Source organism: Sulfobacillus thermosulfidooxidans DSM 9293 (assembly GCF_900176145.1).
GTDB classification, from domain to species: Bacteria; Bacillota; Sulfobacillia; order Sulfobacillales; family Sulfobacillaceae; genus Sulfobacillus; species Sulfobacillus thermosulfidooxidans.
This window is the reverse complement of sequence record NZ_FWWY01000001.1, coordinates 1,068,730-1,089,681: the sequence shown is the minus strand read 5'-3', so window position 1 is coordinate 1,089,681 and position 20,952 is coordinate 1,068,730. Positions and strand designations below refer to the sequence as shown.

The 20,952-nt window shown below is 50.3% G+C and carries 21 protein-coding genes; 14 read left to right on the top strand and 7 right to left on the bottom strand.

Annotated elements, in window-relative coordinates:
- Positions 1-785 precede the first annotated feature (785 nt).
- The 3 genes from B8987_RS05700 to B8987_RS05690 all read left to right on the top strand — a co-directional run bounded on the left by B8987_RS05700 (position 786) and on the right by B8987_RS05690 (position 3,356).
- A complete protein-coding gene (locus tag B8987_RS05700) occupies positions 786-1,289 on the top strand; it encodes a DUF2249 domain-containing protein (RefSeq protein ID WP_020375159.1) in 504 nt (167 codons plus the stop codon).
- A gap of 12 nt (positions 1,290-1,301) precedes the next feature.
- Positions 1,302-2,561: a hypothetical protein gene (locus B8987_RS05695; protein WP_084660949.1), complete on the top strand. Its 1,260-nt coding sequence runs from the start codon at positions 1,302-1,304 to the stop codon at positions 2,559-2,561.
- 129 nt (positions 2,562-2,690) lie between these two features.
- Positions 2,691-3,356, top strand: coding sequence for a Crp/Fnr family transcriptional regulator (locus tag B8987_RS05690; protein ID WP_020375157.1), 666 nt, complete (start codon positions 2,691-2,693; stop codon positions 3,354-3,356).
- A 23-nt stretch (positions 3,357-3,379) separates the two neighbouring features.
- Here the strand turns inward: B8987_RS05690 and B8987_RS20120 are convergent, their stop codons facing one another.
- Together B8987_RS20120 and B8987_RS20115 are read right to left on the bottom strand one after the other, a co-directional pair.
- Positions 3,380-3,520, bottom strand: a complete 141-nt coding sequence (locus B8987_RS20120; RefSeq protein ID WP_278281269.1) for a metal-sulfur cluster assembly factor — start codon at positions 3,518-3,520, stop codon at positions 3,380-3,382.
- Between the two features lie 8 nt (positions 3,521-3,528).
- Positions 3,529-3,654 carry an iron-sulfur cluster assembly protein gene (locus tag B8987_RS20115; RefSeq protein ID WP_020375155.1) on the bottom strand — a complete coding sequence of 42 codons (126 nt, stop codon included), beginning with the start codon at positions 3,652-3,654 and terminating at the stop codon, positions 3,529-3,531.
- Between the two features lie 184 nt (positions 3,655-3,838).
- On the opposite strand from B8987_RS20115, the gene B8987_RS05680 reads away from it, so the two are divergent.
- The gene (locus B8987_RS05680; RefSeq protein ID WP_020375154.1) at positions 3,839-5,149 is read left to right on the top strand and encodes a hypothetical protein; all 1,311 of its coding nucleotides are present in this window, start codon (positions 3,839-3,841) and stop codon (positions 5,147-5,149) included.
- Positions 5,150-5,962: 813 nt separating this feature from the next.
- Entirely contained in the window at positions 5,963-6,973 is a 1,011-nt protein-coding gene (locus B8987_RS05675) for a S1C family serine protease (RefSeq protein ID WP_084660948.1), read from the top strand.
- A 211-nt stretch (positions 6,974-7,184) separates the two neighbouring features.
- Here B8987_RS05675 and B8987_RS05670 read toward each other — a convergent pair whose 3' ends face one another.
- The 4 genes from B8987_RS05670 to B8987_RS05650 all read right to left on the bottom strand — a co-directional run bounded on the left by B8987_RS05670 (position 7,185) and on the right by B8987_RS05650 (position 10,660).
- The gene (locus B8987_RS05670; protein WP_026040666.1) at positions 7,185-7,385 is read right to left on the bottom strand and encodes a diguanylate cyclase domain-containing protein; all 201 of its coding nucleotides are present in this window, start codon (positions 7,383-7,385) and stop codon (positions 7,185-7,187) included.
- Positions 7,386-7,826: 441 nt separating this feature from the next.
- The gene (locus B8987_RS05665) at positions 7,827-8,123 is read right to left on the bottom strand and encodes a DUF2442 domain-containing protein (RefSeq protein WP_020374969.1); all 297 of its coding nucleotides are present in this window, start codon (positions 8,121-8,123) and stop codon (positions 7,827-7,829) included.
- A 22-nt stretch (positions 8,124-8,145) separates the two neighbouring features.
- The gene (locus tag B8987_RS20220; RefSeq protein ID WP_423219116.1) at positions 8,146-8,376 is read right to left on the bottom strand and encodes a DUF4160 domain-containing protein; all 231 of its coding nucleotides are present in this window, start codon (positions 8,374-8,376) and stop codon (positions 8,146-8,148) included.
- A gap of 904 nt (positions 8,377-9,280) precedes the next feature.
- A complete protein-coding gene (locus tag B8987_RS05650; RefSeq protein WP_020374967.1) occupies positions 9,281-10,660 on the bottom strand; it encodes an MFS transporter in 1,380 nt (459 codons plus the stop codon).
- A 167-nt stretch (positions 10,661-10,827) separates the two neighbouring features.
- Between B8987_RS05650 and B8987_RS05645 the strand changes: the two genes are divergently transcribed.
- Positions 10,828-12,057, top strand: coding sequence for an IS256 family transposase (locus B8987_RS05645; RefSeq protein WP_084660945.1), 1,230 nt, complete (start codon positions 10,828-10,830; stop codon positions 12,055-12,057).
- Between the two features lie 270 nt (positions 12,058-12,327).
- On the opposite strand, the gene B8987_RS05640 is transcribed toward B8987_RS05645, so the two are convergent.
- Entirely contained in the window at positions 12,328-12,663 is a 336-nt protein-coding gene (locus tag B8987_RS05640; RefSeq protein ID WP_139793471.1) for a hypothetical protein, read from the bottom strand.
- 288 nt (positions 12,664-12,951) lie between these two features.
- Here B8987_RS05640 and B8987_RS05630 point away from each other — a divergent pair, with 288 nt between their 5' ends.
- From B8987_RS05630 to B8987_RS05595, 8 genes are all read left to right on the top strand, one after another.
- Positions 12,952-13,425 carry a 23S rRNA (pseudouridine(1915)-N(3))-methyltransferase RlmH gene (locus B8987_RS05630; RefSeq protein ID WP_020374964.1) on the top strand — a complete coding sequence of 158 codons (474 nt, stop codon included), beginning with the start codon at positions 12,952-12,954 and terminating at the stop codon, positions 13,423-13,425.
- Positions 13,426-13,522: 97 nt separating this feature from the next.
- The gene (locus B8987_RS05625) at positions 13,523-14,563 is read left to right on the top strand and encodes an NADH:flavin oxidoreductase/NADH oxidase (RefSeq protein ID WP_084660943.1); all 1,041 of its coding nucleotides are present in this window, start codon (positions 13,523-13,525) and stop codon (positions 14,561-14,563) included.
- Between the two features lie 9 nt (positions 14,564-14,572).
- A complete protein-coding gene (locus B8987_RS05620) occupies positions 14,573-14,935 on the top strand; it encodes a nucleotide pyrophosphohydrolase (RefSeq protein ID WP_020374962.1) in 363 nt (120 codons plus the stop codon).
- Positions 14,936-14,938: 3 nt separating this feature from the next.
- Positions 14,939-15,685, top strand: a complete 747-nt coding sequence (locus tag B8987_RS05615) for a PIG-L deacetylase family protein (protein ID WP_020374961.1) — start codon at positions 14,939-14,941, stop codon at positions 15,683-15,685.
- A gap of 95 nt (positions 15,686-15,780) precedes the next feature.
- On the top strand, positions 15,781-17,379 hold the full coding sequence (locus B8987_RS05610) for a gamma-glutamyltransferase family protein (RefSeq protein ID WP_084660942.1): 1,599 nt from the start codon (positions 15,781-15,783) through the stop codon (positions 17,377-17,379).
- A gap of 42 nt (positions 17,380-17,421) precedes the next feature.
- Positions 17,422-18,828, top strand: a complete 1,407-nt coding sequence (gene lpdA / locus B8987_RS05605; RefSeq protein ID WP_020374959.1) for a dihydrolipoyl dehydrogenase — start codon at positions 17,422-17,424, stop codon at positions 18,826-18,828.
- A 44-nt stretch (positions 18,829-18,872) separates the two neighbouring features.
- Entirely contained in the window at positions 18,873-19,880 is a 1,008-nt protein-coding gene (locus tag B8987_RS05600; protein WP_028961972.1) for a thiamine pyrophosphate-dependent dehydrogenase E1 component subunit alpha, read from the top strand.
- Between the two features lie 45 nt (positions 19,881-19,925).
- Complete coding sequence (locus B8987_RS05595; protein WP_020374957.1) at positions 19,926-20,903, top strand: thiamine pyrophosphate-dependent dehydrogenase E1 component subunit alpha; 978 nt, start codon at positions 19,926-19,928, stop codon at positions 20,901-20,903.
- Positions 20,904-20,952: the final 49 nt, after the last annotated feature.

Sequence of the window (20,952 nt, the reverse complement as noted above, 5' to 3'; positions counted from 1 at the left end):
GCAAACCACGAATGGCCGGGAACTGCAGGCCAATGCTCCGCGAGTACGGCCCAAATGAAGAATGCCGAGATACATCCCATACTGGCCGGCACGGCGGATATTCCAATCAGCGTGAGTACATAGGCGACAGCGCCTGCGGTTATTAAACCCACGGAGATTAGGCGTAGGCGATCGATGTAGGCACCCATGGACACTCCTTCGTTGCACGCGTACGAGTTAACGCCAACTAACCTCAATTTTAAAAATAACACAAGATAATGATAGAAAACGTCAACGTTCAGTGTGAGTCAGTAATGACTTAAAACAGCGAGATGGTCCCCGAAAACTCGACCATACCCCCATGAATGAATCCTTTCTGCAGCCAATTGTGATGCATGACCTTCGGCAGATCTTTTCCCCTAATCATGTCTTTCGCATTCATTTTGTACCCACCGGGTTCATGAATTGTGGGTCGCGTGCGTAGCCTCTTGTACCGTACGTAACATTATAGACAGATCATAGACAGATTGAGTGGATGACGGCGTGCAGCCCATTGCCTTTTTATGTATCTAGCTTCTTGGACACTGTTGTTTGCATGCATTTCAATGCATTGCCGACTCATCGAACCATCTTTCCTCTTAACCCATGAGAGGTTTAGCAGTCTCAAGAATCTTTCATGGTGATTATGAAAACATAGAGTATTTCTCGCTGGTTTCTTTTGGAACCGCCGCCAGTCCCGTGATCATTGTCACAATGATCACGGCATGAACAAGATAGACTGAGGGCATGAAGGGAGGAAAGGTCCCATGGAACCGATAGTGATTGAAGTAAAAAGTCTCCTTAAGCAAGGGCTAGGATTATTTAGTGCAGTGATGACAGCGGTCGACACGTTACAACCTGGACAATCTTTGGTAGTGCGGTCGACATTCAGTCCGCGACCACTAATCTCCCAAATGAAGCGGCGTGGTTATACAGTCCGTCAGGAGCATGCCAGCAGAATGATTATCACAATCTTTACCCCGGATGTATCGGCGCCGATGACAGAAATGCCACCAAGCCAAGAATGTGATACCGTCGTACCCGTTGTAGGACCAGAAGAGTTTTTAGACAATAGAGGTTTTTTGCCACCTGAACCGATGCAGCGGACATGGGAAGCGTTGGCGGCTATACCCACAGGGTCCGTCCTTGTGATTCACAACGACCGCGTACCGATATTCTTGCTGGGTCAGCTTGATGAGGAGGGATTTCCTTACGAAATCATTGCAGGACCTGATGATTCAGTCATTGTTAAAATTTTGAAAGTCAAATAGGAGGAAACGGGGATGGACTTGTCCGAAACAGCGCGTTATAAACCGAGTATCAATATCGCGCAGGCCCCGCGAATTACGGCGCCGTTGCTTTACATGGGCACGGGATATGGATTTTTCATCTTGGCGGCGATAGGCGTTATCGTACTGGGGCGGCCTATTGCTCTGGGACGTGCAGGTGATCCGCACGTGATTATGGCCATTCACTTTTTTACGCTAGGATTTTTGTCCATGACGGCTCAAGGCATCTTGACACAGTGGATTCCGGTGGTGTTTGATGTGCCACCCCTATCTTTTCGCCGTACTGTCTTCCATTTTCTTGTGTATCTCACCGGTGTCATCGTTTTTGCGTGGGGATTGATGTTCGATGACTGGCGTGTGTTGGCGCTAAGTGGAGGCATCTTAGCCGTTGCCATTGTGTTGTGGTCGATGGCGCTATGGGGACAAATGACGCGATCCGAGAAAGTCCAGGTCAGTGTGTATCGAGGCATTCAAGGTGCCATTTTGGGGTTTAACGCGACGTGGGTGCTGGGTTTGTTTATGGCTTTGTCTTTCTTGGGATGGTGGCCTGAATATCAAGTGCTGCGTGTACATATCGCGACAGCTCTAGGGTCTTGGCTGGGTCTTTTAGTGTTGAGTGTGCAATTAAAGCTGAACCCAATGTTTTCGATGTCTAAATCCGAACGCACCCGATCAGTTATTCCGATTGTTTTAGGGGGAGTAGGAACACTGATGGTATGGGCGTCGCTTTTGACCTCTTCGCTGGTCATGCGGTTTGGGGCCGTAGTCTGGATGGGGGCGGTGTTGGGATCTATCGCGCAGCTTGTACGTACGGTACGGCGGGGGAAGGCATTTGATTGGGTGTTTGTGGGGGTGGGAACCGCTTGGGTTCTATTGCTCGTGTCTTCCGTATTAGAGATATGGCTTAACCCTTTGGCTGTGATTATGGCGTTTTGGGGGTTTCTTATTCTAATCTTTAGTTATCAATCCCGGATAATTCCCTTTATGGTGGCTTTAGTCGTATCGAATAAACTGCCTGGTCCTGCGTTTAAGGCTTTCTTTTTGGCTCAAATGATGTATTCTCCTCGCCAACCCATTGTGGTCGCTGTTCTAGGGGTTACGGGAGCGCTGTTAAGCCTGATCGGATGGGACGGCCACTATAGCGCTATGGTGTCAGCGAGCGGCGTTGTGGCGCTGGGGTTGCTTGCTACGCAGGTGATTAATATAGTTGTGGCAATAGGACACGCTTCCAAGGCACGTGAAGCAAAGGCGTAAGGGTGTCCACGGATCGCCTTTGCTAACACAATCGGCCATGGGCACGCGCACAAGGGACGGGATGTTGAGCCTATACAGATTGCCACTCGCTTTATGACGCGTATAATATCGGGCATAGGGAGGGACGCCATGACTGGTAAGTGCGCTGATGTGCCCCTACTTCAATTAATTCCGGAATCGACATTGTCCGAGATCCTTGTGATGCGTCATTATCAGGCGGGCAACCGTGTTTTTGAACAAGGCGAGCCGACGTCAGGATTGTGGTTTGTCCTCGAAGGGCGGGTGGCGATGGAGCGCGTCGGATTCGAAGGTCAATTAACCACGACGGGTGTGTGGATTTTGGGCGATATTGTCGGGATTGCAGGTCTTTGGGATCAAAGCGGCTATCCTGCGTCGGCACGGGCGTTATCAACACCCACCGTGATGGGCTGGATTGCACGCAATACGGTGCTGCGGCTGCATCAAGAGATCCCGTCATTTGGCCTTGAAATTAGTCGGGTGTTGGCCGAACGTCTGCGATTCATCCAAGAGTCCATCGCCGATCGTAAAGGATTACCAATGGTTAACCAAGTCGCTTCGGTTATATGGACCTTGTTTATCCGCATGGGACGCATGATTAATTTGACCCATGAAGATGTCGCCCGGTTGATTGGAACCCGTCGGGAAACCGTGACACGGGCGATTCACGCACTTGCCCGCGATGGCGTTATCCATTCGCACCATGGGATGCTTGAAGTGACCGATGCGGCCAAGCTGCAGCAATGGATTGCCGTAGTGGATAAAGATCGAGATTAGAGTCCCAAAAGACTTTTCGCGTCTTAGGTCATCATGGAGGGATCCCAAGGTGGAGACCAGACAATATCGACTGTCACAGCGTTAACCTCGGGTGGTAAGGCTAACAAACATTGGCGGGCACCTTCTTGGATAAATTGACTCGTGGGGCATCCAGGCGTTGTCATCGTCATCTTTACATGAACGGTTGCCTCTCAATGGTTACCGCATAGACTAACCCCAGATCGACAATATTGTATCCCAGTTCCGGATCATTCACCGTTTTTAAGGCTTCGAGGATGATGGCAGGAGTCAAAGACATGTCGAGTTCTCCTTCGCGATAAGGTCGTCGTGCTCTCTTTCGTCTTGGATTTCATTATGTCAAGGTCTGAATGACGTGCTTGTGATCGTGATCACGGTGCGCGTGCTGCTCTTGAATTACTTTAAATTCAAGGGCAACGCCCCAGTGGGTGTCGACCCATTGAACATACGAAAGAAGGCAAGCTATGCGACGAGTTCAAGGATCGCGGTGGATTATGCAATATTTTGCTGTGGCAGTGGCATCATTAGTTTTAGCCGAGGGAATTTTGACCACAAAGTGGGCCAGTCCTCTTGCGAATATCGGCAATGCGGGTGTGTTAGTCGCGGTGCACTTGACGACCATAGGTTTTTTAACACTCGTGATGTTAGGCGCTTTGCACCAATTCGTCCCAGTTTTAACTAAAAAAGATTTGGCATATCCGGTGTTATCCGGTTTTACACTAATTTTGGTCAGTCTTGGGCTGTTCGGCATGATTGCGGGATTTTTAGCATTGCCGGGAACCGTGCCTGGCGGAATTTTTCCACCCATTCCATGGATTTTACCTATGGGTGGGGCGCTTGTCGTGGTGGGTGTGGTTTTGGCCGTGATGAATATGTGGGTCACAATGGGGCGGGCTTGGCCGTGGACGCTTTCGACATGGTTTGTCGCATCGGGCCTCTTTTTTGTAATGCTTACGGTGCTGGCCGGTCTGTTTTTGGCTTTATCCTTAGCGGTGCCGACATGGTTTACGCCGCAACAAGTACAAGTCATGGGCGGCAGAGGACTGGCGGCGCACGTCGTGGGTGGCGTGGCAGGCTGGCTGACGCTCACGGCTATGGGCGTGTCTTATAAACTGTTTGCCATGTTTACGCTCTCCGAAGAGCGCCAAGGGCTTTGGGGATGGACGGCGTATGTGGCGACGAGCATTGGCATAATGACCGTGTGGGTGGCGCGGTGGCTTGGGACTAATGTGGTTGCCCAGGTCGGATGGTTTCTGATTCTACTGGGCTTAGTATCCTATTTGTGGGATATGCGTGTATTATTTCGTCAGCGCAAGCGGCGCCATTTGGAACTCAATACCCGCTACGCCGTGATTCCGCTGGGATTTCTTGTGCTGGTCGTGTTGGGGGGGCTTTTAGTCCGTTTGGGTGGCATGGTCACACGCTGGGATATAGCACTGGCCTTTCTCGCCGTTTATGGATGGCTTGGTGGGCTGGTTCTCACCCAACTCTATAAAATTGTGCCCTTTTTAACATGGCTCACCCACTTTGGGACGCGACTTGGTACCGGCCGCCCGCCTCGTGTGCAAGAATTGGTCAACGAATCCCGAGATCATTACGCCTTTCTCCTCTATTTTGCTGCTATCGCTGTTGGGACGGTGAGTTTAGGTTGGGGCTGGACCGGTGTGTTTCGGGGAGCCATGTTCGCAGCGGAGGTCGCAACGTGTGATATTGGGCGTGCGTTATACCATGGGGCTCATCCTCGTAAAGACCAAAAATCGTTCGCTGTTTTTTAGATTTTGGGAGAAGTCAGCCAAACTAATCGGATTTCAGGAAGAGCTTCGTCCTCGCTTAGGAAACAAATATTTTCCTAATCAATGGGGATATTGTCCTTTTCTCCACAATTCTTCCAACATTTTGGCTGTTGTTCAAGCACTATGGTCTTCACTAATTCGGTTGATCAAGCCAACCGCATGCCTTCCAAATGCACGTAGGTAAGCACTCTCGAAACTAGGAAGAACTGGCCGGTATTCATCCGCACTTCAGTGCTACTGATGGCCCCCGGTATGTGTGAATGAGTCATCGATCTTTGATGTCATACTGGAGGATCATGTAATCCGAGATATGCCGACCCGCGGTATAATTATGAGTGTTAGAGAATATGTGCTTCGAAGGTTTGTATGACCAGAAAGCGTGGACTAGTGAGTTGGGTTGACTTCAAGCGTCTTCTTTGGGCTTCGGAAAGTTACCCAGTGCATCCCGTGGGTCATAACCTGTCCGGCTTAGGCATAATCCCGAGAATTGACCCGTTGTCAGTATTACCAAGAAACTGAATCCTTCGGTTGTCATTGTCGTAAACCAGCAAAGTAATTAGGCCCAATGACAAACCCATGGCATCGGTTTCGGTATCATCCTGAATCGTCAAGGCGATATTGTCACCAATTATCATGACGAGTTGGTATAGAACGGTTTAATGCAGCGTCGAGATTTAAAAGCTACGAATTTCTAGGGTCCATTCTAGTGACACAAGTCCATACTTCTTTGTCCCACACCGTACCGTCATAACCTGTCCGGCTAAGACATAGTCTGTCGTGACGGGAGGAATGGGCATGTGGCGGCGGAAAGAGTGGACGCCTTTTCTATTTGGTCTTTTTGGGGTTTTTTTGGGAGCTCTGATTGTATATCAGACCTTAAACCGTACTCCGAGAGCGTTGAACTGGCCCGTGGTGAGTATTGCCAAGAAAGTGGATCCTTCGGTGGTCATTGTCTTAAACAAGCAAAACGATCAGGGACAATTACAGACCAAGGGCATCGGTTCCGGAGTTATCCTGAATCGTCAAGGCGACATTGTCACCAATTATCATGTGGTGGCCAATGCACATGCGTTAATCGTCGTGTTATCGAATGGGCAACGGTATCACGCCCAAATCGTGGGTGAAGATCCGCCCACGGATTTAGCGGTCATCCGTATTCATGCGAACCATTTGAGGCCGATTGAATTTGCCTCGTCACGCACCATTGAACCGGGCGAGCTGGTGGTCGCCATAGGCAACGCCTTAGGATTATCCCATACCGTGACCACAGGCATCATTTCGGCTAAAGATCGGGTGATGTTTCGCGACGGATGGGAGTATCATCTGATCCAAACCGATGCGGCAATAAATCCCGGGAACAGTGGCGGTGCGTTGGTGAATGCCCAAGGGCAACTCATTGGCATAAACGCTAGCAAAATTGCTCAAACAGGAGTGGAAGGAATCGGATTTGCTATTCCCAGTGATACCGTCAAAAGCATTACGCAACAGCTTATTGCATACGGTCATGTGCGCCGTCCATGGCTTGGCGCCACCGTGCAGTCAGCGGGTTCACAATCGGTGGGGCTACTGGTGGTTCGGGTTATTCCGGGAAGTCCTGCTGCAAAAGCAGGGATTCGAGCTGGCGACTTTATCGTTTCTGTCAACGGAATTCGTGTGCACCAACTGCAAGACATGATCCCTGTGATTCAAAGGGCTGGGGTTGGAACAATAATCCGCGTTGGCTTATTGCGCGGTACCGAGAATCTCACAGTCTCATTAAGGCTTGGTGAGCTTCCAGTAACGCACCGGGCGTTGGCCGCGGGATAATCGGGTGTAAGTTATTCTTAGTATAGAAAAGGCAACGATGAATGATGTGTTCACGCTTGATATATGGCCCTATCCGCTTCTTTCAACAGTTCTTGCCAGAGATGGGCCATATTCGAAGTCGTGGCCACGCCGGTGGTAATCTCTATCGATATGTCTTCTCCATTGGGAGCGAGTATAGAGGAATGGTGAAGGCGTTAACTAATATACATGGCTAAAGATTGGGCGTCGTCCGAACCGCATTGCGGTAAGAACGCCACAAATTCATCGCCACCAATCCGGCAAACACATGATTGTTCGGTAATGCGGCACGGATGTGTTTGATAACGTGAGAAATGGCCTCATCTCCGATATGGTGCCCCCACGTATCGTTAATGAGTTTGAGACTGTCGACATCTCCTTGTACGCAGCTCACTTCAGTTGCACAACATGCTCCAACAATCTAGCCATCATGTTCAATAGCTCTTGTTGAGATAACGGAGTTTGAAGAATGGTGATGGTGCGTTTTGTGAAGAGTATCGGTAGTTTTGGGATCCATTAGAGAGTGTCTTGTCTTTTCAAGAGGCAAGATGGTGGATAGAGCAAACGTTTAATCAACTTACCTCTTTGATTTATTCAGAATGAAGGACCGTAGTCGCATTTACAGAAATCGTGCGGATACCGTATCATCCTAGGCACTAGAGGGCGCAAGTAAATGGGTAGGGACAGCCTTTTTCAAATTGTGGAATTCTAACGGCACACCATCTAATTTCCGCGTGCGCGTATTTATTCACCCATGCTAACTGCACGAGACGCGCTTATGATTTTGCTGTGGCAAATGATCCCACATCAATACTAGTATGCACCGCGTTGCGTTTTATAGACAGTCTAGAGGAAAGAGTGGGCTTGATTCCTCATATAACTGTTCTGGGTCGATATCAGCCCCGTTAGGCCATACAATCGTGCCATCCTCTACGCGTACTTGGTTAAACAAGTCTTTAGCACGTAATGGTTCAAACATTTCTCCCCACAGCATTGGTTTCATATCAAAAACACGAAGGTCTCCATCTTTAAACTTCAAGACTAGTAGATATTCCGGAAAAGGCCTCACAGCAATCACCTGAGGTAAATTCCCGTTTGAGCCTTCGGGAGGGCGACTAAAGCCATTTGGCATCAACACCCTCTTCACCTTCTTTCTAGGGATATGGAATAGAGTTCAAATTTCTATGATTCTGCGCTCGTGTACAGTTTTCCTGTAATTCTTTTTGATGGTTGTTAATCCAGTTCATCACATTCTTCCATTCGCTAGTAGAAAAGCAAATTGAAATCCCTTTCAAAATATTTCCTAAAAAGTCTACTGAAACTTCACACCCTATCCCTTTAATATGTATATGACAGGGTGGGTGTTCCTTAGGAGGGTAATACATATAAATCCTTATTCGGCCCCACTCAGCTATTTTCGGCATAAACGGCTCCATTATACCTTTCGCGACTCTTGATGGCCGCATAGGCGTATACTTCAATTGGCTGTATTGAAGCGGACGGATAAACTCACTCATTATGTTATACGAATATCATCCCGGACGCCATAAACGCTATGGGTGAAAATTTATTACCGGATTTCACACTTATTTGCAATGCTTGGCTACCGCGACGTCACATCTTTCCGAAGTGCCCCTTGAGCAAGACGGTGACCTATCGTCTGAATTAATGGAAACCTCTCACGCGGTTTCTCGAAAAATGGGCCGCTGAAGGTGGAGAGCAACCCGAGGGGGACGCAAGGCAGTGCGATTGCCTTGAATGTGATTCAATGTGATTCGGGCCTATCCAATATCTGTCCGAACAATTACCGCGGCGCGACCTGAGCCGATTGCTTACCCTGGTTGCCCGCTTGACCGGCCCGCGTGAAAGAGCTGCCCCGACCGTCTCCTATCTAAACCAAACTCATTCCCAGCGCAAGGTGGATATTATTTGACACTTACTTTGACAATATAGTTGGTATTCTCATCATTGAAAGCTACAAAGAGGGTATTGATCCCCATGAATTCCGAAATCACTGACAGAATACGATTGGCTTCTTGTTCAATATGGGACGATGCCTTGCGTAAAAAGAATTGTAAGGAAATTATGGGTAATCTCCTTGGGGGTATTTTTCTGTCATTGTTCGACAACAAAAATCCTTCTATAGAAAATATGAGGAATACATGGGTACACGCGTCTGAAAAGATAACCGTTTTGTTTAGGACATTATGATCAAAATCAAAACCCCGAAATACACGTTCCCGTGATTTCAGGGTTTTTTGTGGCCAATTATGGAAATCGGAAGGTGTTTTATGCGTGTTTGGAGAGGACGGGTGGCTCGGAGCTACTGACATCTTCAAGTGTTTGCCGACTGGGTTCTGGTAACAGCATAGTTAAAAGGATACCCAACATCGAGAAACCGGCGGTAATGAGGAGGGTCCCATTTAATCCTAAGTCTTTACTCATAACCGGGAAGATAAACACACCGATAAAGGCTCCCACCTTCGCCAGCCCTGCTGAAATGCCGTGACCGGTGGTCCTGACACTGGTCGGGTAGACCTCACTCGCCATGACAAATGTGGTGGTGTTCGGACCAAATTCGGCGAAGAAGTAGCTTAATCCGAAGATGAGAAGAAAGGGTAGGACATCGTGGGTGATGTTGGGAACCAGACCTAAGGTGGCAAAGGCCAATCCCATAACCAAAAAGCCGATCCACTGTAATTTTTTGTGACCAATCGCATCGATAGTCAAGAAGGCTAAAATATAACCAGGCACTGCAGCGACGGCAAAGATGATTAATGACCAGGCAATCGATGTCATGGCCGAACTATGGGGAGCCACCATTTTCAGCACCAGAGGCAAGGAAATGGAATTACCATAGTATGCGTAGTCGAAAACAGCCCAACTGCCGGCGGTACCGAGAAGAAGGAGCCAGTAGCGCCCTTGTGACAACATTTGTCCCAAACTGAGTTTTTGACGAGGATTGATCTCATCGATGGCTTGAGCTTCTTGACCCGTGTAGCCTTTGAGACTCACGATGGCCTCTTTGGTTTTGCCTTTGACTTGAGCCACATACCTAGGAGATTCAGGCATGCGCCGCCGTAAAATAATCACGGCTAAGGCCGGCACAGCACCCAAGCCTAACATCAACCGCCAAGCAATATCCGCTTGGATACCTGAAGCGAGTAAAGTCAAAGCCACGATAGGACCGGCAATTAATCCTAAGGCTTGCATGGAAAAGACTAAACTGACCAGTTTACCCCGGTCTTTGGCATTGGCATATTCACTCATTAAGACGGCCGATACCGGGTAATCGCCTCCAATACCAATCCCCATAATGAAACGAAACACAATGAGCCAAAAAATATTGGGGGAGAATGCCGACAGAATAGCCCCTAATGCCATTAAGCCAGCTTCTAATCCATAGATACTTTTCCGTCCGAAAACGTCTGCTAAGCGACCAAAAACAAAGGCCCCGACAAAAGCTGCAATAAGAGCGGTAGATCCGAGAAGACCAGTCATTGTGGCCGATGGATGCCATTGTTCTTTAATCAGAATGAGAGCGGCTCCAATGATGAACAAGTCATAAGCATCGGTAAAAAAGCCCATACCGGCGGTAAGAACCGCACGTAAATGAAATAAATTGAGCGGCGCTTCATTGAGTGTTTCACTAACAGTTTTGGTGGACATAAAAACCTCCCTGGCGAGTTAGCTATCCTATTTACACAAAGGTGACATGATTAGTATGAGTAGAGTCCGATATTGTGTGTAAAAGGGGCTTAAAAATTTCAAAGCCATTGCGTTTCCTTGGTAGATTTGAAAGCGACACAACTGACAAATCTTAGGAGGATCACGCAATGGCTCATTATCAGATTACACTGGATGATCAAACAATCCAAGCCCTGGTCGGACAAAAGGATCAGGCCTTCGCGCTCTTGTTGCAACAGGTCTTAAATCAGGTGTTAGAAGCCGAAGTGACGGAACATCTTCAAGCCGACCGGTACGAGCGGACCGAAGACCGGCGCGGATATCGCAACGGCTCACGGAGCCGGCAGCTCACGACGCGCGTCGGCACGTTGACGCTGGAGGTCCCGCGGACGCGGGACGGGGAGTTCAGTCCGACACTCTTTGAGCGGTACCAGCGGCATGAAAAAGCCCTCGTCCTCACGTTGATGGAAATGGTGGTGAATGGGGTGTCAACCCGCAAAATTCGGCGCGTGACCGAAGAACTCTGTGGCACCGAATTTTCGAAGTCCACGGTGTCGGACCTCGCGAAAGGCTTAGAGGCGGCCGTCCAGCAATGGCGAACCCGATCCCTCGCGGAGACGCCGTACCCGTTCCTGATTGTCGATGCCTTGGTCTTGAAAATCCGCGAGAACGGGGCCGTCCGGTCCCGGAGCGGGTGTGTGGTGACCGGCATTAATGCGGCGGGGTACCGAGAAATTCTCGGGTTTTGGATCGGGGATAGCGAATCGAAGCAGACGTGGACGGCCGTGTTTACCGACCTCAAGGATCGAGGCTTAACGGGCGTCGACCTGGTGGTGTCGGATGACCACCGCGGGCTGCGGCAGGCTATCGAACAGCAATTCCAAGGGGCGAGTTGGCAGCGCTGCCAAACGCACCTCACGCGGAATATCCTCGATGCCGCGCCCAAAGCGGTGCAGGAGGAGCTGCACGGCCGCCTCCGCGCGCTCTTCGAAGCCCCCGACCGGGCCACCGTCGACACCTTGTGGACCAAACTGCTCGAGGACTTTGCCGAGCGGGCTCCCCGCGCCGTGGCGATTCTGGAGAACGGGCTCGAGGACGCGCTAGCGGTGTTGCAACTCCCCGAGTCGCTGCGCCAGCGATTACGCACCACGAATGGCGTCGAGCGGCTCAATGCTGAGATCCGGCGCCGAGAACGGGTGATTCGGATTTTTCCGAACCGGGAGTCGGCGATCCGCCTGGTGGGCGCGCTGTTGCTCGAGCAGCATGAGGTGTGGACCACGGGTAAGCGGTATCTGAATCTCGAGCCTTACTGGCAAGCGAAACGGTCTCAAGCGGCGACGGATGAGCCGCCTCATGCGGGACCCGCGGTCGTCGCCTAACGCCTCGCAAACCAAGGGAACGCTTTTACACACAAATTAGGACTTGACCTTAGTATGCGAAAAGGACGTTAAGACAGTGGGAAGATTGTATGAACGACGTGTTAATCCTGTGTTAACGTCTTGTTAAAAAAGAGGCCAGGTTTTCCTGACACTTCCCAGGGAGAACTGTCAGGCGATAGAGCCCTTATCATGCCAAAAGGTCTTTGGAGTAAAAATGATGGCGAGCGTGGGAGGAGAACAAGAACGGGGAGGGAGATGGTCGTTACGTACTTAATAGCCAGAAGGGAAGGCCCAGTGCCAGAATATGGGCCAGATTGTGGTGGCAAAAATGGTTGTTGCGACCGCCAACACCGAAATCCAGAGAATGTGGCGGTTAAGAGACCAGGTCTTTTCGGGACGGCCGGACCAAATCACCGATAACAATAAAATGCTGGCTAAAGCCGTCAACACAAAGGTAATCACCTCGGAAAGAGGAAGAGATTTGTGCCATAAAGCCGCGCGAATTAAATGAAGGGCTGCTCCGCCGCCAAAGGTGGTGGCTAGTGCAAAAAATAAGGCATGACCTGCAGTTTGCCGGTTTTCAATCGGATTATCATCATGCATCATACATACCTTCTTTCCCTGTTTCCGTCTTTCCGTCTTTTCGTCGTCCCGACTTTTTAGATGTTGTTTCAAGGGACCAAACTTGTTGCTGTGATAAGGGACCCTCATCTGTGTCTTTTGCAATCTGGAAGTCTCTGGTTTCCCATACTGTCCCTGACTTCCCATGTACTTCATATTTATTTCCCCAAAGCTCGCAATAGTACAAGCCAAATGGGGGCATCTGGTTCTTGATCGAGAAAATCGGTACACTAATATGGGTGGGGAATTCATTTTGAAGAAAGGCAGCAAGTGATGGCACAACATTGGCGCCTTTTGACGGTGGGCCGGCCCAAAGACCGTGCAATTTCCCAGATGATTGATGAATACCGGATGCGTTTAGGATCATGGCAGCCGCTTGATTGGGTGGTCGCACCTGAAATTGGCTATAAAAATGGTCAGGAAAGCGAGACCCTGGAACGCGAAGCCAAAGCGATTAGCAAACATTTGGATCCCACGGACTTTGTTATTCTCTTGGATATTGATGGTCAACAAGTAACATCTGAATTCTTGAGCCGGCAATTAGCCCGGTATCAGGAACAAAGTTTGGCGGTAGTTTTTGTGATCGGCGGCAGCCTTGGAGTCGCTTCGCGAATTCGAGAGCGAGCTAATTGGCGCTGGTCTCTTTCATCTTTGACGTTACCGCATGCTTTGGCTCAATTAATTACGGTCGAACAGATTTACCGGGCCTTTAGCATTATTCATCATCACCCCTATCACAAAGCCTGATGCGGGATTACATGTCCGCCCAAGGGACTTTCCCTGAGGAGAAATTGCGGATTTACAACAAGCGTAAACATCGTAGCGAGAAAGGCAGGCAGATCATATGGCAAAATTGTTTGAACCGTTTACCCTCAAAGACTTAACGTTAAAGAACCGGATTATGATGTCGCCCATGTGTCAATACTCTGTGTGGGATGAAGATGGCAAACCCAATGAGTGGCATTATGTCCATTACATATCGCGCGCTGTCGGGGGCAGTGCTCTCATTATGATAGAAATGACCGATGTGGATCCCAATGGCCGTATTACCGTAAGAGATTTAGGGTTATGGTCTGATGATCAAATTCCCGCCTTTCGCCGGATTATTGATCAGGTTCATCAGTATGGTGCCAAAATTGGGATACAAATTGCACATGCCGGTCGCAAAACGGAATCGCCCAGTTTGCAGCCCGTGGCCCCATCAGCCATTGCATTTTCTGATCGCTACCGGGTTCCTAAGGCTTTGAGCATCGATGAGATTCACCGCTTAATCGACAATTTTGGGCTCGCCGCGAAGCGTGCGATAAAAGCGGGAGTCGATACCATCGAACTTCATGGGGCGCATGGGTATTTGATTCACCAGTTTATGTCGCCTTTATCCAATCACCGGAGCGATGTCTATGGGGAACCGACCCGTTTTGGGGTCGAGGTGATTGAGTCGGTCAAAAGTCACATGCCCCAAGGGATGCCTCTGATCATGCGACTGTCCGCGACCGAGTATGTGGACGGGGGTTATGATTTCCCAGCACTTGAGAAAATGGCTCAGGTCTACCGCGATCACGGTGTCGATATGTTTGATGTGTCTTCTGGGGGAAATGCTCCCGTTGTGCCCAAGATGTACCCAGGGTACCAAGTTTCCTATGCCGCCACATTGCGTAAGCATCTGAATGTGCCGGTGATTGCGGTCGGCATGTTGGAAACGCCGGAACTCGCCGAATTTGTGTTAGAGCAACAGCAAGCCGACGTGATTGCGATTGCGCGGGGCATGTTGCGCAATCCTTACTGGGCCAATACCGCAGCGCAAGTACTGGGTGGAACCATTCAAGTGCCTCCTGAATATGACCGTGCGTTTCCCAAAGACTTTGTGCAACGGGCCCACGAGTGAGATGGCGCTATGACGATCCAAGAAATGCAGCAACAAGTGGATGCCTGGATTAGCCAGTTTGAAGAAGGATATTTTGCCCCATCGACGATGATTTTGCGCTTGGCCGAAGAATTAGGTGAACTGGCGCGTGAAGTCAACCATGTTTATGGGGAAAAACCGAAAAAGCCCACAGAGCCCGACGGATCCATTGCGATGGAACTGGGGGATATGCTGTTTGTTTTAGTGTCCTTCGCCAATTCCTTGCACTTGGATTTAACTGACGTTTTTCAAGCCGTGATGACCAAATTTCAAACGCGAGATCAAAACCGGTGGACGAAAAAATCTTCCGAAAGTCTAGACTGCAGTCATTCTGATGCCCAGAAAGGTGGGTAGATTATGGATTTATCCTCGCTACTGCCCATTCCTGATTTATTGCAAGCGAAAAGACTCATGGCTTTTGCTCCCCACCCCGATGACAACGAGGTGGGGGCAGGGGCCACCGTTGCGCGCTTAAGGCGGCAAGGGTGTGAAGTCATTTATGTCATTGCCACGAAGGGAGATGCAGGCAGTGACGATCCCCAATTGACAGCGGATGAGCTCGTGCGATTACGGCAGCAAGAACAACAGCGTGCTTTACAAATCTTGGGGGATGGCCCTATTGTTTTTTGGGACTATCCCGATACGTTGCTCAAAGATCATGAAAAAGCCCTCCAACAAGACGTGTTAAAAGTGATTCGCGAATATCAACCCGATTTCGTGATGGCCCCCGATCCGTGGTTGCCTTATGAAGCCCATCCTGATCACCGCACCTTGGGCCATGCTGTGGCCACGGGTGTGATTATGGCGCCTTTTGCCCGCGCCTTTGGGCAAAGCGCGACGCCAGTGCCCTCCCCGGCCATTGCATTTTATGGCAGCGCCTGGCCCAATACATTTATCGATGTGACCGAGACCTTTGATCTGAAATTAGCCGCTTTGGCAGCGCATAAAAGCCAGTTCGGCCCCCCGTTAGGGCCTCAGCTGATGATGTATTTGACATTATACGCCGAAGAAAATGGACAAAAGATTGGAGTCAAACGCGCGGAACCATTTAAAGTGCTAACGCCCCATCATTTGCACTTTAATGCCTATACCTGGCACTGTTAAAATACCAGAATGGGGAAAATATTTTGTAAAATAACCAGGCTTGCCAGGGGTAGAGCAAAGCGGTAGGCTACTAATAGTCTGAAAGGATGGAGAGTATGAATGTAAAGGCTCAGTGTCCGAACGCCAGTGTATGGGCCTCTCATGCTATGGTGGCATCAGGGCATCCCTTGGCTAGTCAAGCCGGGCTACAGATGCTGCATCAAGGTGGTAATGCGGTGGATGCCGCTATTGCCATGGCCTTTGCTACCGGCGTATTAATGCCGGATATGGCGGGGCTCGGAGGGGAAGCATTCGTTCTCTATCAGGCTCCTCATCGAGAGATCACAGCCTATTTAGGGAGTGGACGATTGCCCCAAGGCTATGATGAATCGAAACTCCCCAAGTCGCTCACATTACCGCTCCATCAAGGGGCATCAGTTTCTGTCCCGGGAGCCCTCGATTTATATTGGCGCTTGCATCAAGACGGGGGTCGCCTTCCGTGGGCCCGGGTTATCGAACCGGCCCAACGATTGGCGGAAGAGGGGTTTCCGGTCGATGCCCGCTTAGCGGAGTCCCTCCAAGAGATGACGGTGTTGCAAGAAGAGGCGCCGTCCTGTCAAGAAGTCTTTTTCCCTCAGGGACAACCGCTGGTTGAAGGAGAATTACTGAAGCAGCCCGCGTTGGCCAATACGTTGAAGCTTCTTCAGGAACAAGGTCGAGACGGTTTTTACCGAGGCGAGGTTGCTCATGATATTGTCAAGGCTGTCACAAGAGCCGGTGGCTTTCTTGATGACGACGATCTCCGTGCGCATGAAACCGAAACGACCAAACCGCTTTCCCTGTCTTTCGGACCTTATACCATCTATCAGACACCGCCTCCCTCGCAAGGAGTTGTTATGTTAGAGGCACTCGCTATGCTGGGACCAGATTTTCCCAAGGATTGGCGCCAAACGGGGGCAAACGTTCACCAGGTGATTGAATCCCTCAGATGGGCTTTTTATGACCGCCGTGAATACCTGGGAGATCCGCTCTGGCAGCATTTTGATCCGACTCAGTTATTAACCGAACAGTGGATTGAGAAACGACGGGCGGGCATCTTACCCCGGGCCTCGTTGATTGACACTACGTTAAAAGAGGGGGATACCACCTCCTTATTAGCCGTAGACGACGAGGGACACGTGGTCTCATTTATTCATAGTTTGGCGTTGTCCTTTGGGTCATATGTTTTCGTGCCCGAACGCGGCTTCTTTTTAAATAATCGTGCCGGTCGGTCCTTTAACCGGATTGTCGGTCACCCCAATCAAGCGACTCCAGGGAAACGGCCTATGCACACCTTAAACACCTATATGGTGACCTACGGCGACCAATTCTATCTGGCTGGCAATACGCCAGGCGGGGACGGACAGCCGCAATGGAATTTGATGATTCTACTCGATTTGTTGCAAGCACAGGCCTTACCCCATGAGGCGGTGAGCGCTCCGAGGCTCACGATTGGACCGGCGACTGATGCTCATACCCTGAGTCAACAATCCTATGTGGTCCTGGAATCACGTTTTGCTCCTCACGTGATTGACGATTTGCGAAAGCGCGGTCACAATGTGCGCGTTATTGGACCTTTAAGCGGGGGCGGATCGGCCCAAGTAATTATGCGACGATTGGGAAATTGGGTCGGCGCATCGGATCCCCGCGGAATTGGCCAAACCTTAGGGTATTAAGGGCAATAGACACAGACGAAAATGAGGAGGACCTCAATCATCATGGCAGAAACGCAATTTGATCTCATTGTATTGGGTGGGGGCACTGGCGGATATGTTGCCGCCATTCGTGCAGCCCAACTCGGACTCAAAACCGCTTTGGTTGATAAAGCGAAGGTGGGAGGAACCTGCCTGCACCAGGGATGTATTCCCACTAAAGCCCTGTTGAACACGGCAGAAGTGCTACATACCTTTAAACATGCGGGCGATTATGGGCTTGTGGCGCAAGAGGTGGCGTTAGATTATCCTAAAGCGGTAGCTAGGAAGAACAAAGTTGTCGATCAACTGTACCGGGGTGTACAGTTTTTGTTGAAAAAGAATAAAGTGAGCGTGTTCGAAGGCTACGGACGGCTTAAAGGCGCTCAGCATGTCGAAGTGTCAGCTCAAGACGGCTCGACCACCCTCTTAGAGGCCAAAGATATTCTCATTGCCACAGGCTCTGTCCCGCGCCAATTACCAAATGTACCCTTTGATGGTCAACGGGTGTTAAGCTCGGATGATGTTTTAAGTCGTGCCGATATTCCGTCCTCGGTGGTGATTTTAGGTGGAGGCGCTATTGGCGTGGAGTTTGCTTCCATGTACAATGATTTTGGGTCTCAGGTCACCATCGTGGAAATGTTACCGCATATTTTACCGCAAGATGATGAAGAAGTGGCCGAGCAATTAACCAAGCTGTTAACTCGGCGCGGCATTAAGATTTACACCTCTGCAAGTTTTGATCCATCTTCGTTGAAGATTGACGACAACAAGATTCATGCAGACGTCGTAAAAGCCGATCAAAGTCGAGTCCCGGTAGAGGGCGATGTCTTATTAGTGGCTATTGGCCGTAAAGCCGTCACCGAAAATCTGGGATTGGAAGAAGTCGGTGTCGAGATTCAGCGCGGTTTTATTGTGGTGGATGATCACTACCGCACCAATGTCCCTCACGTGTATGCCATCGGCGATGTGATTGGAGGATATTTGTTAGCGCACGTGGCAGCTCATGAAGGCATGATTGCCGTCGAGACGATTGCTGGTAAAAATCCAGAATTGCTGAATCCACACCGGATCCCACGGGTCACTTATTCACGCCCCGAAGTGGCATCGGTGGGCCTCAGTGAGAAAGAAGCCAAGGCACAAGGTTATGACGTGAAAGTGGGCATATTCCCATTTCGCGCCAATGGTAAATCCCTGATTTTGGGAGAGGCCGATGGCATGGTAAAATTAGTCGCTGACAAAAAAACGGATGCACTGCTTGGGGCACACATTGTGGGTCCCCACGCGTCGGACCTCATTAATGAGATGGCCCTGGCCAAGTTTTTGGAAGCGACAGCATGGGAAGTGGCTGAAAGCGTGCATGCTCATCCGACCGTTTCGGAAGTGCTTCATGAAGCGGCTTTGGCAGTGGATGGCATGGCCATTCATATCTAATAAACAAAGATGGATGCGTGCGGTTTGGGAGGGAGGCATACGCCATGGCGCAGAGAGAGACACTCTCTGGGCTCCACATTGACTGGCAAAAATTAAAGACCATGTACTATTACATGGTACTAAGTCGGAAGCTTGACGAACGCATGTGGATTTTGAACCGGCAGGGGAAAGCGCCGTTTGTGATTTCTTGTCAAGGACAAGAGGGCGCGCAAGCCGGCGTGGCTATGGCATTAGATCCATCGGTGGATTGGATTGCGCCATATTATCGCGATTTGGGTGTGGTGTTGGCTTTTGGTATGACGCCCAGAGAAGTGATGTTAGGGCTTTTGGCGAAAAAGGACGACCCGAGCTCGGGAGGCCGTCAAATGCCCGCGCATTATGGTCACCGTGCCAAGCGAATTTTTACCGGTTCCTCACCCGTTACAACCCAGGTGACCCACGCCGCAGGACTGGCCTTGGCGATTAAATTACGCCACCAACCAGGGATTGCCGCGGTGTTTTTAGGCGAAGGCTCAACCAGCCAGGGGGAATTTCATGAAGCCTTAAATTTTGCGGCGGTGCACAAATTGCCCTTGATTGTCGTGGTAGAAAATAATGGATATGCCATATCGGTGCCCCAAGCCCATCAAATGGCGGTATTAAATGTGGCCGATAAGGCGCAAGGATATGGGATTCCGGGTGTCGTCGTTCAAGGGTCGGATCCCCTTGCTGTATATGAAGCGACGTTGGCTGCGCGCGAAAGAGCACTGCGCGGGGAAGGGCCGACACTGATTGAAGCGAAGACACACCGTTATACGCCCCATTCCAGTGACGACGATGACAAGACGTATCGTCCCGAAGGCGAATTAGCCCGGGAAAAAGCCGATGATCCCGTGGTGGTTTTTCGGCAGTGGCTCACAGACCAGGGGCAGTGGGATGACCAGCAAGAACAAGAGCTTCTTCACCAGGTGCGTCAAATCGTGGATGATGCCACGGATTACGCGTTAAATGCGGAAGATCCCGATCCCAAGACGTTGATGGATCATGTCTATTTTTCACCGCCATCATCCTAAAAAGGAAAAGAGCTGTGCGGGGATTGCGAAAGGAGTGGGACTGTTGTGGCAAGTATTAATTTAACTCCCGAACTGTTGAAGGAAATGTATTATTATATGGCGTTATCACGGGCCTTGGATGATCGGATGTGGATTTTAAACCGCCAAGGACGGGCGCCAGTGGTTTACTCGGCGAATGGCCATGAAGCGGCCCAAGTGGGGTCGGTGATGGCGTTAAATCGCGGCGAAGACTGGATTGTTCCCTATTACCGAGATTTAGCTATGGTCCTAGCTTATGGGGAGACACCGCGGGAAGTCATGTTGCACTTGTTGGGACGTGCGGATGATCCCAACTCCGGAGGGCGGCAAATGCCCGCTCACTGGGGACTCAAACGGCGGCACATTTTTACGACTGGGTCTGTGGTGGCAACCCAGGATGTGCATGCGACGGGTTTGGCACTGGCTTCGAAAATACTCAAAGATGGACGGGTATCCCTCGCCTCCTTTGGCGAAGGCTCAACCAGTCAAGGTGAATTCCACGAAGCGTTGAATTTTGCGGCAGTTCACAAACTTCCCGTCATTTTCCTCAATGAAAATAATGGGTACGCCATTTCGGTTCCGGCGCGTAAGCAAATGGCCATTATGGATGTGGCCGCCCGGGCCCAAGGCTATGGCATGCCCGGAGTCATCGTCGACGGCAATGATCCGGTCAAGGTCTATGAAGTCACGGCTGAGGCCGTGGAACGGGCACGACGCGGGGAAGGGCCGACGTTAATTGAGGCCAAAACTTACCGGTTTGTGCCGCACTCGAGTGATGACGACGACCGGGCTTATAGGTCCCGGGAAGAAGTGGCGGAATGGAAGAAGCGTGATCCGGTTATTACCTTTGAAAAACGGCTGCTAGACGAAAAGATTATGACGCCCGATGAACTTAAAGCCATGCAGCAACGGATTAAGGACGAAGTCAATGATGCCACAGACTTTGCCGAAAAGGCACCATTACCCGATCCGAGTACGCTAGGACGGTATGTTTACGCCGAATAAATTTTCACTCATTTCCCTTGGATGCTCATACGAGCAATCACCAGAAGGA